Source organism: Micromonospora echinofusca (assembly GCF_017614955.1).
Taxonomy (GTDB): domain Bacteria; phylum Actinomycetota; class Actinomycetes; order Mycobacteriales; family Micromonosporaceae; genus Micromonospora; species Micromonospora echinofusca_A.
The window spans coordinates 14,966-30,198 of sequence record NZ_WVUH01000045.1 but is presented as its reverse complement, the minus strand read 5'-3'; the positions used below and the strand labels follow the sequence as shown (position 1 = coordinate 30,198).

The 15,233-nt window shown below is 73.9% G+C and carries 10 protein-coding genes; 9 read left to right on the top strand and 1 reads right to left on the bottom strand.

Annotated elements, in window-relative coordinates:
* From GSF22_RS08220 to GSF22_RS08190, 7 genes are all read left to right on the top strand, one after another.
* Window positions 1-3,569: non-ribosomal peptide synthetase (locus tag GSF22_RS08220; RefSeq protein ID WP_208812491.1), on the top strand; the 3,569-nt coding region annotated here is incomplete at its 5' end.
* 70 nt (window positions 3,570-3,639) lie between these two features.
* A complete protein-coding gene (locus GSF22_RS08215; protein WP_208812489.1) occupies window positions 3,640-4,941 on the top strand; it encodes an MFS transporter in 1,302 nt (433 codons plus the stop codon).
* A 2-nt stretch (window positions 4,942-4,943) separates the two neighbouring features.
* Window positions 4,944-5,399 carry an aspartate 1-decarboxylase gene (gene panD / locus GSF22_RS08210; protein ID WP_208812487.1) on the top strand — a complete coding sequence of 152 codons (456 nt, stop codon included), beginning with the start codon at window positions 4,944-4,946 and terminating at the stop codon, window positions 5,397-5,399.
* On the top strand, window positions 5,386-6,402 hold the full coding sequence (sbnA, locus tag GSF22_RS08205) for a 2,3-diaminopropionate biosynthesis protein SbnA (protein ID WP_307803831.1): 1,017 nt from the start codon (window positions 5,386-5,388) through the stop codon (window positions 6,400-6,402). Before panD ends, sbnA begins: the two co-directional genes overlap by 14 nt.
* Window positions 6,396-7,397 (top strand): 2,3-diaminopropionate biosynthesis protein SbnB, encoded by a 1,002-nt coding sequence (gene sbnB / locus GSF22_RS08200; protein ID WP_208812485.1) that lies wholly within the window; start codon window positions 6,396-6,398, stop codon window positions 7,395-7,397. Before sbnA ends, sbnB begins: the two co-directional genes overlap by 7 nt.
* Window positions 7,387-10,695 carry a non-ribosomal peptide synthetase gene (locus GSF22_RS08195; protein ID WP_208812483.1) on the top strand — a complete coding sequence of 1,103 codons (3,309 nt, stop codon included), beginning with the start codon at window positions 7,387-7,389 and terminating at the stop codon, window positions 10,693-10,695. Before sbnB ends, GSF22_RS08195 begins: the two co-directional genes overlap by 11 nt.
* A gap of 69 nt (window positions 10,696-10,764) precedes the next feature.
* Window positions 10,765-10,974, top strand: coding sequence for a response regulator transcription factor (locus GSF22_RS08190; protein WP_208812481.1), 210 nt, complete (start codon window positions 10,765-10,767; stop codon window positions 10,972-10,974).
* Window position 10,975: 1 nt separating this feature from the next.
* Here the strand turns inward: GSF22_RS08190 and GSF22_RS08185 are convergent, their stop codons facing one another.
* Window positions 10,976-11,572, bottom strand: coding sequence for a response regulator transcription factor (locus GSF22_RS08185; protein ID WP_244366654.1), 597 nt, complete (start codon window positions 11,570-11,572; stop codon window positions 10,976-10,978).
* 192 nt (window positions 11,573-11,764) lie between these two features.
* Here GSF22_RS08185 and GSF22_RS08180 point away from each other — a divergent pair, with 192 nt between their 5' ends.
* Together GSF22_RS08180 and GSF22_RS08175 are read left to right on the top strand one after the other, a co-directional pair.
* Window positions 11,765-14,980, top strand: coding sequence for a type 2 lanthipeptide synthetase LanM family protein (locus tag GSF22_RS08180; protein ID WP_208812479.1), 3,216 nt, complete (start codon window positions 11,765-11,767; stop codon window positions 14,978-14,980).
* A complete protein-coding gene (locus GSF22_RS08175) occupies window positions 14,980-15,183 on the top strand; it encodes a hypothetical protein (RefSeq protein WP_208812477.1) in 204 nt (67 codons plus the stop codon). Before GSF22_RS08180 ends, GSF22_RS08175 begins: the two co-directional genes overlap by 1 nt.
* The last annotated feature ends 50 nt before the right edge of the window (window positions 15,184-15,233 follow it).

Genomic DNA, 15,233 nt, shown 5'->3' with positions numbered 1-15,233 from the left:
CCCTCACCGAACTCCCACTCACCACCAGCGGAAAAATCAACCGCAAAGCCCTCCCCACACCCACCGGCCACAGTGCCGCCCCGCAGCGGGACCACACGCCACCGCGTACGCCGACCGAACACCTCATCGCGACCGGTTACGCGCACGCCCTCGGCTACGACGGCGAGATCGGCGCGTACGACCGGTTCTTCGACATCGGCGGCGACAGCATCCGCGCCATCCGGGTCGTCGGAAACCTGCGCAGCCAGGGCCGGGACGTCACGGTCGCCGACCTGTTCCGGTACCGGACGGTCGCCGAACTGGCCGAGGCCCTCGATGCCCGGGAGGGCCGGCTGCCGGCCGAGGCGACCCGCCTGGTGGACCGGTTCGCGCTGATCTCCGCCGAGGACCGGGCCCGACTCCCCGAAGGCGTGGTCGACGCGTACCCGCTGTCGATGGTGCAGGCCGGCATGGCGTACGAGATGCTCGCCGACCCGACCGGGGACCTCTACCTGAACAGCCTCTGCTACCCGATCGACGGCGACGGGCCGTTCTCCCTGCCGGCCCTGCACGGCGCCGCGCAACTGCTCGCCGGTCGGCACGAGATCCTGCGCGCCTCGATCGACCTGACCCGGTACACCGAGCCGCTCCAGCTGATCCACCCGGCGGTGGAGATCCGGGTCGGGTACACCGACCTGCGGGACGTGCCGGTGGTCGGGCAGGAGACGACGGTGGCCCGGCTGGTCGCCGAGGAGCGGCGGGACCGGTTCGACCTGGGTACGCCGTCGCTGCTGCGGCTGCACGCGTACCAGCTCGCCGACGACCGCTGGCGGCTGCTGGTCAGCTACAGCCACGCCATCCTGGACGGCTGGAGTCAGAACTCGCTGGTCCCGGAGCTGCTGGCGTACTACCGCCGACTCCGGGACGGCCAGGATCCGCAGGCCGCCCCGCCGCCGTCCGTCCGGTTCGCCGACGCGGTGGCGCTGGAGCGCCGGGCGGTGGCCGCCGGGGTGGACCGGGAGTTCTGGGCGTCCCGGGTGCAGACCCACGAGCGGCTCGACATCCCGGCCGCGTGGGCCGGCACCGGTGCCACGTACCGGGCGGTCCGGCTGCCCTTCGCCGACCTGCTGCCGGGCCTGCGGGACCTGGCCCGGACGGCGGACGTACCGCTGAAGAGCCTGCTGTTCACCGCGCACCTGGTCGTGCTCGGCATCGTGACCGGACAGCGGCGGTTCCACAGTGGCCTGGTCTGCAACGGACGGCCGGAGCTGACCGACGGCGACCAGGTACGCGGCATGTTCCTCAACACCGTGCCGTTCGCGGTGGAACTGACCGGGTCGAGCTGGGCCGAGCAGGCGCGCACGGTCTTCGCCGGGGAGCTCGCGCTCTGGCCGCACCGGTACTACCCGTTGCCGGCAATGCAGCGCGAGTGGGGCAACCAGAAGCCCCTGGTGGACATCTTCTTCAACTACACCGACATGCACGTGCTCGACTCCGACGGCATCGACCGGTCCGCGATCACCGACACCACGCCGAACGAGTTCGGTCTCTCCGTGTCCAGCGAACCCGGGCAGTTGATCATCGAGGCCGGCACGGACCGGATCGCCGACGGCCACCTGGACCTGGTGACCCGGACCTACCGGCGGGTGCTGGAGGCGATGGTCGCCGACCCGTCGGGTGACCCGCGCCGGGTCGGGCTGCCGGACGCCGACCGGCGCCGGCTGCTCGACCTCGGTGCCGGCGGGACGCTGCCGGTGCCGGACGGGACGCTGCCCGAGCTGGTCGCCCGGCAGGTGGCGGCCACCCCCGACGCGGTCGCGGTGGTCTTCGGCGACGACGTGGTCAGCTACGCCGAACTGGACCGCCGCACCAACCGGCTCGCCCACCACCTGCGGGAGCTGGGCGTCGGACCGGGGACGCTGGTCGGGGTACACCTGAACCGCAGCGCGGACCTGGTCGTGGCGTTCCTCGCGGTGCTCGCCACCGGTGGCGCGTACCTGCCGCTGGACCCGGACTACCCGCCGCAGCGCACCGCGTTCATGCTGGCCAACGCGGGTGCGCAGGTGATGGTGACCGAGACCGCGCTGGCCGGGCGGCTGGACACCGCCGGGATCCGGTCGGTGCTGCTGGACGCCGAGCGGGCGACGATCGCCGCCCGGCCGGCGCACCGGTTGACCGGTGGGCCGACCGTCGACGACCTGGCGTACATCATCTACACCTCCGGCTCGACCGGCACCCCGAAGGGGGTGATGATCAACCATCGGGGGTTGGGCAACTTCCTCGCCGCGATGCGGGACCGGCCGGGTCTGCCGGCGGGCGCCGCCGTGGTCGGCCTGACCACCGTGTCGTTCGACCCGTCGGTGCTGGAGCTGTACCTGCCGCTGCTGGTCGGTGGCCGGGTGGTGGTGGCCGACGCGGAACAATCCCGGGACCCGCAGCGGATGGCCGAACTGATCGGCACCGCCGCACCGGCGGTGATCCAGGCGACCCCGGTGACGTACCGGATGCTGCTGGACTCCGGCTGGTCCGCCCCGGCCGGCACCACCGTGCTCTGCGGGGGCGAGAAGCTGCCGACCGAACTGGCGGTCCGGCTCGCCTCGACCGGGGCCACCGTGTGGGACATCTACGGCCCGACCGAGACCACGGTCTGGTCCACCACCACCCGGCTCGACCCGGACGGGCGGCCGGTGGACTTCGGGATGGCCCCGAACGCCGGGCTGTACATCCTGGACGAGCGGTTCGAGCCGGTACCGGTCGGGGTCCCCGGTGAGATCCACATCGGCGGGGACGGGGTGGCCTGGGGCTACCGGGAGCGGCCGGCGCTGAGCGCGGAGAAGTTCGTCCCGGACCCGCACTCCGGGGTGCCGGGGGCCCGGATGTACCGGACCGGGGACCTGGCCCGCTGGCACGCCGACGGGCACCTGGAGATCCTCGGCCGGGTCGACCACCAGGTGAAGATCCGGGGACACCGGATCGAACCGGCCGAGATCGAGGCGGCGCTGCTGGCGCACGGGCACATCCGGGCCGCCGTGGTGCACCCGCAGCGGATCGGTGGCGGCCAGGAGCTGGTCGCGTACCTGGTCGGCGCCGACCCGCACCCGGTACCGGCCGGCGAGCAGCTGCGCGAGTTCCTGCTGCGGACCCTGCCGGACTACATGTGCCCGGCCGCCTTCGTGCCGCTGGACGCCTTCCCGCTCACCCCAACCGGCAAGGTCGACCGGAACGCCCTGCCGGTACCGCAACCCGGTGCCGTCGGGCCGGACGAGCCGGTCCGGGTGGCCCCGCGTACCGCCGACGAGCGGACCGTCGCGCAGGTGTGGTGCGAGGTGCTCGGCACCGACGCGGTGGGCGTGCACGACAACTTCTTCGAGGTGGGCGGCCACTCGCTGCTGGCCACCCGGGTCGCGGTCCGGCTGCGTACCCTGCTCGGCATCGACGTGCCGGTCCGGGCGCTGTTCGACCACGCCACCGTGGCCCGGCTGGCCGGGGCGTTGCCCGGCTACCCGAAGGTGGACGACCGGCCGGCGGTCCCCGGGCTGACCGCCCGGCGCCGGTTGGCCGACGTCGCCGCCCGTCGGAGCATCCGGTGACCCCGGGCGCCCCGACGGGCGGCACCCGCACCCACAGCCGCACCGGCAGCCGCCGGACCGGGGGCGAGTCGTGAGCCGCCTCGACGATCCGGTCGCCGGGGAGCAGATCCCGCCGCTGCACCGCAACCGGGACTTCCTGCTGCTGTGGAGCGGGTCGGCGGTCTCCATGCTCGGCTCGACCGCGTCGCTGGTGGCGTACCCGCTGCTGGTGCTGGCGATGACCGGTTCGCCGGGGGCCGCCGGGCTGGCCGGCTTCGTCGCGCTGCTGCCGACGCTGCTGTTCCAGCTGCCGGCCGGCGCGCTGGTGGACCGCTGGGACCGCAAGCGGGTGATGATCTGGTGCGACCTGCTGCGGGCGCTCGGGGTGGGCAGCATCGTGGCGGCGATCGCCGTCGACGAGCTGCACCTGTGGCACGTGTTGGCGGTCGGCTTCGCCGAGGGGACGTTGTCGGTGGCGTACGAGCTGGCCGCCGGTGCCGCGATCCCGAACGTGGTGCACCCGAGTCAGCTGACCACGGCGTTGTCCCGCAACGAGGCCCGGGAGCGCGCGGCGGTGATGGCCGGCACCCCGCTGGGCGGTGCGCTGTTCGGGCTGGGCCGGATCTGGCCGTTCGTGCTGGACACCGTCTCCTATCTGGTCTCGCTGCTGACGCTGCTGTTCATCCGCCGCGACTTCCAGGCCGACCGGGCGGCGGACGACGCCCCGGACACCACGACGGACGGCACCGCGGGGACCGGCACCGGGAAACTGGTCGCCGAACTCACCCACGGGTTGCGTTGGCTGTGGGGGCAGCCGTTCCTGCGCACGGCCACCCTGCTGGTCGCCGGGAGCAACCTGCTGTTCCGGGCCCTGTTCCTGATCGTCATCGTGATGTTCAAGGAAGCCGGCGCGGCGCCGGCCGCCATCGGGCTGCTGCTCGGCGTGGCCGGCACCAGCGGGGTGGCCGGTTCGCTGGTGGCGACCTGGTGCGCGGGCCGGTTCTCGATGCGCACGGTCGTCGTCGCCGCGAACTGGGTGTGGGCGCTGATGATCTGCGTCATCGCGGTCACCGACGACCTGTACCTGATCGGTGCCGCCTACGCCCTGATGTGGTTCGTCGGGCCGATCTGGAACGTGGCGGTCGCCGGGTACCAGATGGCGCTCACCCCCGACCACATCCAGGGCCGGGTGCTCAGCGCGGTCAGTCTGCTGGCCAACGGCGCGGTCGCGCTCGGTTCCCTGGCCGGGGGCTACCTGCTGGAGTCCCTCGCGCCGGCACACGCCGCCTGGTCGATGGCTGTCTGGATGGTCCTGCTCGCCGCCCTGGCGACGCTGAGCCGCTCGGTACGTCGAGCGAGCTTTCTGCCGATTGAGCACCCAAGGAGGAGCTGAAGGTGTTGCGCACCATACTCAAGTCCAAGATCCACCGCGCGGTGGTCACCCAGGCCGACCTGCACTACGTCGGTTCGTTGACCATCGACGAGGACCTGATGGACGCCGCCGACCTGATCGCCGGCGAGCAGGTGCACGTGGTGGACATCAACAACGGTTCCCGCCTGGAGACCTACGTCATCGCCGGGGAACGTGGCAGCGGGGTCATCGGGATCAACGGGGCCGCGGCCCGGCTGATCCACCCCGGCGACCTGGTCATCATCATCAGCTACGCGGCGGTGCCGGACCCGGACGCCAAGGGGTACACCCCCCGGGTGGTGATGGTCGACGAGGCCAACCGGATGATCGGCACCACCGACGACCCGGCCGAGGCGATCCCCGGCACCGACACCGTCGCGGGTAACACCCTGCGGGCGGCGGCGGATCCCCGTACCGGGAGTGAACGTGCGGGCCGATGAGACCGACATCGGTGGGGTACTGAGCACGATCGGCGGTTCCCCGCTGATCCGGCTGGACCGGCTCATGCCGGACGCCCCCTTCACCCTGTGGGCGAAGCTGGAGGCCCACAACCCGGGCGGCAGCATCAAGGACCGCTCGGCGCTGGGCATGCTGATCGACCGGATCCGCGCCGGGGAGCTGCAACCCGGCCGGTCGGTGGTGGTCGAGTCCAGTTCGGGCAACCTCGGCATCGGGCTGGCCCAGGTGTGCCGCTACTTCGGCATCCGGTTCATCTGCGTGGTGGACCCCCGGACGAACGCGCAGAACATCGCGATCATGCGGGCCTTCGACGCCGAGGTGGAGGTGGTGACCAGCACCGACCCGGCGACCGGCGAGTACCTGCCGCAGCGGATCCGCCGGGTCCGGGAACTGGTCGCCACCATCCCGTACGCCTGGTGGCCGGACCAGTACGCCAACCCGCTGAACCCCCGCGCCCACGAGACGACCATGCGGGAGATCGTCGAGGGGGTCCCCACCCCGGTTGACTTCCTGTTCTGCGCGACGAGTTCCTGCGGCACGCTGCGCGGCTGCGCGGACTACGCCCGGGCGCACGAACTGCCGCTGACCATGGTCGCGGTGGACGCGGCCGGCAGTGCGATCTTCGGTGACTACACCCCGCGCAAGCGGCTGATCCCGGGCCACGGCGCGGCGGTCCGCCCGAAGCTCTACCGGGACGGGCTGGCCGACAAGGTGGTGCACGTCGGCGACCTGGACTGTGTGACCGGGTGCCGCCGGCTGGCCCACCGGGAGGCGATCCTCGCCGGTGGCTCCTCGGGTGCCGTGGTGGCCGCCGTGGAGCAGCTCCGTGACCTGATCCCGGCCGGCGCGACCTGCGCGCTGATCTTCCCGGACCGGGGCGAGCGGTACCTGAACACGATCTACGACGACGACTGGGTGACCGCGCACTTCGGCGACGTGGCCCACCTGTGGAAGGACCCGACCGTGGACGGAGTGCCATGTTGATCATCTCGGCCGGCGAGGTCCGGCAGATCCTGTCCGGCCGGGAGGACGCCGTCCTGGACGCGGTCCGGCACGCCTACGTGCGGCACGCGCAGGGGCGTACCGTGCTGCCGCACTCGGTGTTCCTGCGGTTCCCGTCCGACGCCCGCAACCGGATCATCGGGCTGCCGGCGTTCCTGGACGACGACACCCCGGTCGCCGGCATGAAGTGGATCTCGTCGTTCCCGGGCAACATCGACCGGGGACTGGCCCGTGCCTCCGCCGCGATCATCGTCAACTCGATGGAGAACGGGCACCCGGTCGCGCTGATCGAGGGCTCCACGATCTCCGCCCGGCGGACCGCCGCCAGCGCCGCCCTGGCCGCCGGGACGCTCGCCCCGCCGGCCACCGGGGTATCCCTGGTCGGCTGCGGCGTGATCAACTTCGAGGTGCTGCGCTTCCTCCGGGCGGTCCTGCCCGACCTGGCCGAGGTCACCGTCTTCGACCTGGACGTCGAACGGGCCACCGCGTTCGCCCGGCGCTGCGCGCGGTGGAACCTGAAGGTGACCGTCGCCAGCAGCACCGAGGAGGCGCTCGGCGCCCACCCGCTGGTCTGCCTGGCCACCACGGCGGGCGTGCCGCACCTGGGGCTGGCGCACTGCCGACCGGGGGCGCTGGTGCTGCACCTGTCGCTGCGGGACATCTTCCCGGCGGACATCCTCGGTGCGGTCAACGTGGTCGACGACGCCGACCACGTCTGCCGGGCGGCCACCTCGCTGCACCTGGCCGAGCAGGAGACCGGGAACCGGGACTTCATCGCCGCCGGCATCGGCGAGGTCCTCGGCGGCACCGGGTGGCGGCACGACCCGGAGCGGGTCACCGTGTACTCGCCGTTCGGTCTGGGCGTGCTCGACCTCGCGGTGGCCGAACTGGTCCGGCGTACCGCCGAGCAGGTCGGTGTCGGCACCCGGCTGCCGGACTTCCTGACCATGCCACCGGAGGACCCGGATGCCGACTGAGCCGCCCGTCGCGCCGTGGAACGACACGGCCGTGACGTACCCGGGCCAGCCGGGGATGCACGAGCTGGTGCACGCGCAGGCGGCGCGTACCCCGGACGCCGTGGCGGTGGTCGCCGACCACGGGCAGCTCAGCGCCAACCACGGGCAGCTCAGCTACGCCGAGCTGGTGGCCCGCGCCAACCAGCTCGCCCACCTGCTCCGCGCGCGCGGGATCGGCCCGGAGTCCCGGGTCGGGGTCTGCCTGCACCGGGGCACCGACATGGTGGTGGCGCTGCTCGGCATCCTCACCGCCGGGGCCGGTTACGTACCCCTCGACCCGGAGTACCCGGCGCAGCGGATCGCCTTCATGCTGGCCGACGCGCAGCTCGACACCGTGGTGACCGACCCGGACCTGCCGGTCCTCGCCGAGCTGGACCGGGTCGTCGACGTCGTGTCGGTGGCCCGGGACACCGCCGGCTGGCCGACCCGGGCGCCGCAGGTCGACGTCGACCCGGACCACCCGGCGTACGTCATCTACACCTCCGGTTCCACCGGTCGGCCCAAGGGTGTGGTGATGCCGCACCGGGGAATCGTCAACCGGGTCCGGTGGGGGCTGGCCGCGTACCCGCTGGGCCCCGACGACCGGGTCCTGCAGAAGACCCCGTACAGCTTCGACGTGTCGGTGCCGGAGTTCTTCGGCACCCTGGCCGCCGGGGCACGCCTGGTGATGGCCCGCCCCGGCGGGCACCGGGACCCGGCGTACCTGGTCGACACCATCCACCGGTACGGGATCACCAGCATCCACTTCGTCCCGTCGATGCTGCGGGCGTTCCTCGCCGAGGTGCGGGACACCGGGGCCCGCTTCCCCACCCTGCGCCGGATCGTGTGCAGCGGGGAGGCGCTCGCCCCGGACCTGGTCGCCGGAGCGGACGAACTGATCGGCTGCGAGGTGCTGAACCTGTACGGGCCGACCGAGGCGGCGGTGGAGGTCACCGGGCTGCGCTGCCGGCCCGGGGAGCCGGTCAGCATCGGGCACGCGGTGGCGAACACCCGCACGCACATCCTCGACGACCGCAGCGAACCGGCGGAGATCGGCGAACTCTGCCTGGCCGGGGTGCAGCTCGCCCGGGGCTACCTGGGCCGGCCGGCACTGACCGCCGAACGGTTCACCCCCGACCCGTACGGGCCGCCCGGTTCCCGGCTGTACCGCACCGGCGATCTGGCCCGCCGGTTGCCCGACGGGGCGGTCGACTACCTGGGCCGGATCGACCACCAGGTGAAGATCCGGGGTCACCGGGTGGAGCTGGGCGAGATCGACGCGGCACTGCGGACCGTACCCGGGGTGCGGGCCGCCGCGACCGCCGTGCACGCCGACCAGCTCGTCGGGTACGTGGTGGCCACCGCCGTCGCGCCCACCGTCCGGGTCCTCCGGGCCCACCTGGCCGAACGGCTGCCCGGGTACATGGTGCCGGCGGTCTTCATGGCCGTGCCGGCGCTGCCGGTCAGCCCCAGCGGCAAGTTGGACCGGGCGGCCCTGCCCGCCCCGGACCACCGGCGGCTCGCCGACGGCGACCGGGTCGACCCGCGGACCGACGACGAACGCCGACTGGCCGGCATCTGGGCCGAACTGCTCGGTGGCGGACCGGTCGGGGTGCACGACACCTTCGTGGAGCTGGGCGGCGACTCGCTGGCCGCCACCCGGGTCTGCGCCCGGATCCGCCGGGCGTGGGGCTGGTCGCTCTCCCCCGCCGACGTGCTCACCGCCACGGTCGCCGACCTCGCCGCGCGGCGCACCGACCCCGACCCGACCACCGCCGCCGCTCCGGCGGGCACCGCCACCGTCCCGGTGGCCGTCGCCGTCGCCGGCAGCGACGCCGGCAGCGGGTCCGGGGGCGGCAGCGGCGCGGCGCAGCCGCCCGGTACGCCGCTCAGCGCCGCCCAGCACCGGATCTGGTTCGCCGACCAGCTCGACCCGGGATCGACCACGTACACGATGGTCGAGTCGTACCGGCTGCGCGGCCCGGTCGACGTGTCCGCGCTGCGCGCCGCCGTGGCCGACACGGTACGCCGGCACCCCGCCCTGCGGACCACCTTCCGGTCCCACCGGGGCGTACCGTACGCGCAGGTCGCCCCGGAGGCGCGGGTACCGGTCGAGGTGCTGACGGTGACCGACGACGCCGGGGCGCAGGCGGCCGTCGACCGGCTCACCGCCGAGCCGTTCGCGCTCGCCGAGGGCCCGCTGCTGCGGGTCACCCTGCTCCGGCTGGCCGCCGAGGAGCACGTCCTGGTCGCCACCGTCCACCACATCGTCGCCGACGACTGGTCGATGGACGTGCTGTGGCGGGACGTCTGCCGGGCGTACGCCGGGCACCGGCGGGGCCGGGCGGAACGCGTGGACCCGCTGCCGCCGGTTCCCCTGCCGGCCACCGACCCGGCGGACCTGGACTACTGGCGCGGGCACCTGGCCGGTGCGCCGGCCACCGTGGACCTGCCCGCCGACCTGCCCCGGCCGGCCCGGCTGCGGCACACCGAGGCCACCGTCGGGTTCACCCTGTCGGCGGAGGTCACCGCCGGGGTCCGGACCCTGGCCCGGTCGACCGGGTCGACGCCGTTCATGGTGCTGCTCACCGCGTTCACCGTGCTGGTCGGGCAGCTCGCCGACCGCGACGACCTGGTGATCGGCACGTTCACCGGCAACCGGGGCACCGAGGAGGCCGAGGACGGGATCGGGATGTTCGTCAACACCCTCGCCCTGCGGCTGCCCTGCCCGGCCGGGGTGACCTTCACCGAGCTGCTGTACGAGGTCCGGGCGGTGGCGCTGGCCGGGTACCGGCACCAGGGGTTCCCCTTCGACCGGCTGGTGACGGCGCTGCGGCCGAAACGCGACCTGAGCCGCAACCCGGTGGTCCAGGTCGCCTTCCAGCTCCTCGGCGACCTGACCGGCCGGGTCCGGCTGCCCGGGGTGACCGCCGAGCCGTTCCGGCACGGTCAGGGCGGGTCCCCGTTCGACCTGCTGCTCACCGTCCGGGAGGAGGGGGCGCGGCTGGCCGGTTGGCTGCACCACAGCAGTGACCTGTTCAGCCCCGGCCGCGCCGCCGCCTTCGCCGACGGGTTCGCCGGGATCGTCGGCACGGCGGTGCAGCACCCGGACCGTCCGGTCGGCGCGCTGCCCGGCCGGGCGACGACGGCTGCCGCTGCGGGTCCGGGGGCGGGTGCGGGCGCCGAACGGGCTGCGGGTCCGGGTGCCGCTGCGGGTCCGGGCGCGGGTGCGGAAAATACGGGGGCCCTCGCCGGCAATCTGGGTGGTGCGGGCCGATGAGTCTCCGGTGGATCGTTCCTAGCCTGGGTCGGTAAGAGCGACGACGCGCAGGACACGCAGGAGACGATCATGAGGACCGAGGCGAAACCCGTGCTCACCGCCCAGCAGCTACGGGTGCTCGAACTCGTCGCCAACGGGTACGACAACGCGGGGATCGCGCGGGAGCTGCACTGCTCACCGCACAGCGTGAAGAACGTGATCTACGACCTCATGGCCCGGTTGCAGGTGCGCAACCGGGTCCATGCGGCCGCGTACGCCATCCGTCGCGGGCTGATCTGACTCAGATCAGCCCCTCGCGCAGGGCGTACGCCACGGCGTGCGCCCGGTTGCGCACCTGCCAGCGGTGGGTGATCGAGTGCACGATGCCGGTCACGGTTCGCACCGAGTAGGCCAGTGACCGGGCGATCTCCTCGGTCTCGTGCCCGTCGGCGAGCATGAGCAGCACCGTCTTCTCCCGGTCGGTGAGCTGCCGGGCCGGTGGGCGGGGCGCCGGCCGGTCACCGGCCCGGGTCAGCAGGCCACCCAGCAGGTCGGCCGGTACGGTGAAGTCCCCGTCGGCCGTCGCCCGCACCGCGGGGCGCAGCCGCTCCGGGCGGACCTCCTGCCGGCGCAGCAGACCACCGGCCCCCGCACCGACCACGTCGACCACATCGGACTCCCGTACCGTGGCCGCCACCAGCAGCACCCGCCGGCCACCCCGGGCCAGGGACCGCACCAGGAACAGCACCGGGTCGGTGACCTCGTCGGCCACGATCAGCACCACGTCCGGCCGGTCGGCCACGACGGTCAGCTCCGGGCAGGCGCGCACCATGTCGTCGACCTCGGCCCGCACCACCGGGTCGGCGGCGATGACCTGCACACGTATCCACTCGTCCATGCACCACTCCAGGGAACTCGTCGCCGACGGACGGCATCGAGGATGCCGCCGGGGGCCGGCTGGCCGGCACGGGGATTGGCCCCCATATTCACCGGACGGAAACGCAGCGCACCGGCCCAAACACGCGCCGCTGGCAAATATGGGGGCGGTGCCCCCATGTTCGCCGGGACGACGGACGGCAGGCTGGTGACCATGACGGACACGCCTGCGGTCGCACCCGCCCGGACGGCGGGCGCACCGGCGGTGGGGGACGACTGGTGGGCCCCCGGTCTGGCGCTCGCCGAAAGGTGCGCCCGGCCCGCCGCGCCCGTCGGCACCGGGTCCACCCGCAGCGGTACGCCGTCCACCGGCGGTCCGTCCGGGGCACGGCAGCGCCTGGCGGCCTGGTACGACGCATACGGGCTGGGTGACAGCGGGATGTTCACCATCCGGCTGGCCGACTGCCAGCTCACCGAGGAGGACCTGCTCGACCTGCTGGCCGAGTCACCGGCCGGGCTCGCCGCGCGGAGCACGCCACCGGGCTGGGCCGACCTCACCACCCGGGTACTGGCCGCTGCGTCGACACCACCCGGCGTGCGGCCGATCGCCGGGGATGGCCCACCGGCCGACTGGATCACCGGTTTCACCCGGATCCTCGCCCCGTACCTCGACCTGACCGACCGGCTGCTGGCCGGGGAACTGCCGGTGGACCGTCGGGTCGACGTGTGCGCCATCCGGGCCGAGTTCCGTGACAACTTGGCCGGACGGCTGGTCCGGGCGGCGTCGCGCACCCTGGTGGTGGAGCTGAACGTCCGGCGGGAGCAGGGCCGGCTGGTCGGCGCCACCGGCGAGGAGCGGTTCGGCGACTTCGTCGACCAGCTCCGGCGACCGGCGGAACTGGCCGGTCTGCTGGCCCGGTACCCGGTGCTGGCCCGGGTCCTCGCGCAGACCTGCCGGTACGCGCTGGACGCGACCGTCGAGCTGGTCCGTCGGCTGACCGCCGACCGGGCGGCCATCGTGGACACCTTCTTCGGCGGTACCGACCCGGGGCCGGTGACCGGGCTGCACATCGGGGCCGGCGACCGGCACCAGCGGGGCCGGGCGGTGGCGCTGCCCCGCTTCGCCAGCGGGGTGCGGGTGGCCTACAAGCCCCGGCCGTTGGCCGTGCACCGGCACTTCAACGGCATGCTCGACTGGCTCAACGCGCACCGGCCCGACCTCGGCCTGCGCACCCTCACCGTGCTGGACCGGGGTGGGTACGGCTGGGTGGAGTACGTCACCGCCGCGCCCTGCGCCGACCGGGCGGCGGTCGAGCGGTTCTACCACCGGCAGGGCGCCCTGCTGGCCCTGCTGTACGCGCTGGACGGCTCGGACATCCACTACGAGAACCTGATCGCCGCCGGTGACCAGCCGGTCCTGGTCGACGTGGAGACGCTGTTCCACCCGGCCCTGGCCGTGCCGGCCGGGATCGGCACCGACCCGGCGGCGGAGGCGCTCACCGGTTCGGTGTACCGGTCGGCGCTGCTGCCCCAGCTCCTGCTCGGCGACGACGACGCGCTCGACATCTCCGGGCTGGGCGGGGACAAGGGCCGGCCGATGCCGGTGCCGGCGGTCGACTGGGCGGATCCGGGTACCGACCGGATGCGGCTGGTCCGCCGCACCACGGTGTTCGGCGGCGCCGACAACCGGCCCCGGCTCGACGGCGTGGACGTCGACCCGGCCGACTTCACCGGTTTCCTGCTCGCCGGGTTCCGCGCCGGGTACGACAGCATCGTCACGCACCGCGCCGAACTGCTCGACCCGGACGGTCCGGTGCGCCGCTTCGCCGCCGACGCCACCCGGGTCGTGGTCCGGGCCACCCGGGTCTACCTGCGTCTGCTCGACGAGTCCACGCACCCGGAGGTGCTGCGGGACGCCCTGGACCGGGACCGGCTGTTCGACGTGCTCTGGGCGGGCTCGGCCGGTGACCCGACCCGGCTCCGGCTGGTCCGGTACGAGTCGACCGAACTGTGGCACGGTGACGTGCCGGTCTTCACCGCCCGCCCGGGCAGCCGCGACCTGTGGTCCGGCAGCGGGGACCGGATCGTCGACGCGCTCGACCGCCCGCCGCTGGACGGGGTGCTCGCCAAGATCGGCCGGATGGGGGACGTCGACCGGTACGACCAGGAGTGGATCATCCGGGCGACCCTGGCCACCCGGCACCGGCACGACGGGCACGAGACCGGCACCCCGGTCCCCCGGCCCTTCGCGGCGACCCCGCCGGACCCGGCCCGGCTGCTCGCCGCCGCCCGGGGCGTCGCCGACCAGATCATCGCGCGGGGCTACGACGACGGTACCCGGATCAACTGGCTGGGCCTGGAACTGCTCGACGAACGACAGTGGACGGTGATGCCGCTCGGCGCCGGTCTGGCCAACGGCTATCCCGGGGTGGCGGTCTTCTTCGCCCAGCTCGCCGCGCTCACCGGTGACCCCCGGTACGCGACCGCGGCACGCCGGTCACTGGCCCCGGTACCCCGGCTGGTCGAACAGCTGGCCGCGGACCCGGACCTGGCGGCGGCCGTCGGCTGTGGTGGCTTCGCCGGCTTCGGCGGCCTGGCCTACGCCCTGACCCAGGTGTCGGTCCTGCTCACCGATCCCCGGATCGGCCAGTGGATCGACCCGGTGGTGCGGCTCGCCGCCGGGACGGTGGACACCGACGCCGGGCACGGCGTGTTCGACGGGTGGGCGGGCTGCCTCGCGGCGATGCTGGCCGTGCACACCAGCACCGGACTGCCCACGGCGTGGCACACCGCGACCCGCTGCGCCGAGCATCTGCTGGCCTCCCCCCGGGGACGGCCGCAGGCGCCCGGGTTCGCCTTCGGGCAGGCCGGGGTGGGATGGGCGCTGCTGCGGTACGCCACCGCCACCGGGCAGCAGCGGTACGCCGACCGGGGGCTGGACCTGCTGCGCGACGCGGCGGACCTGGCCCGGTTGCGGGGCCACTCGTGGTGCCAGGGCTGGCCCGGGGTGGGTCTCGCCCTGCTCGACGGGGCCGGGTCGACGACCGACCTGTGGACCGCGACGCTGATCGACCGCACCGTGGACGCGGTACTGCCCAGCGGACCGCTGCCCAACCACAGTCTCTGCCACGGTGAGTTGGGCCGGCTGGAGTTGCTGGGGGCCGCCGCGCAGCGGGAACGGGCCGCCGCGACGGCGCACATCCGGCACGCCAGCATGATGCTCTCCGCCATCGAGCTGTCCGGTGCCCGGTGCGGCACCCCGGCCGGGGCCCCGAGCCCCGGCCTGCTCAACGGCATGTCCGGGGTGGGACACGGGCTGCTGCGGCTCGCCTTCCCCGACCAGATCCCCTCCGTGCTGCTGCTCCAGCCGCCGGAGACGTCACCACCGGCTGCCGGTTCCCGGCGCCGTCTACCAATGGAGGAATCCTGATGCAGAACGACCGTTCCTGGGCCGGCCAGTCCGCGGGTGACGGGCTCGCCGCGGCCTCCCCTGCCGGCCGGATCGAGCTCGGTTCGGCACCGGCGATCGGCCGGCGGGCCCGCGCCCTGGCCGGGCTGACCGCCGGGCCGGCGGCGGCCATGATGCTCGCCGGCGCCCTCACCGAAACCGGTACCACGCACAGCGCACCGTGACCTGCGGCGGGGCGTCGGTGGGTGGTGTTGCCCACCGGCGCCCTGTCGAT

Coding starts and splice junctions, on each gene's coding strand:
- GSF22_RS08175 (WP_208812477.1), top strand. CDS start 14,980: ATGCAGAACGACCGTTCCTGGGCCGGCCAGTCCGCGGGTGACGGGCTC.
- GSF22_RS08180 (WP_208812479.1), top strand. CDS start 11,765: ATGACGGACACGCCTGCGGTCGCACCCGCCCGGACGGCGGGCGCACCG.
- sbnB (WP_208812485.1), top strand. CDS start 6,396: ATGTTGATCATCTCGGCCGGCGAGGTCCGGCAGATCCTGTCCGGCCGG.
- GSF22_RS08195 (WP_208812483.1), top strand. CDS start 7,387: ATGCCGACTGAGCCGCCCGTCGCGCCGTGGAACGACACGGCCGTGACG.
- GSF22_RS08190 (WP_208812481.1), top strand. CDS start 10,765: ATGAGGACCGAGGCGAAACCCGTGCTCACCGCCCAGCAGCTACGGGTG.
- GSF22_RS08185 (WP_244366654.1), bottom strand. CDS start 11,572: ATGGACGAGTGGATACGTGTGCAGGTCATCGCCGCCGACCCGGTGGTG.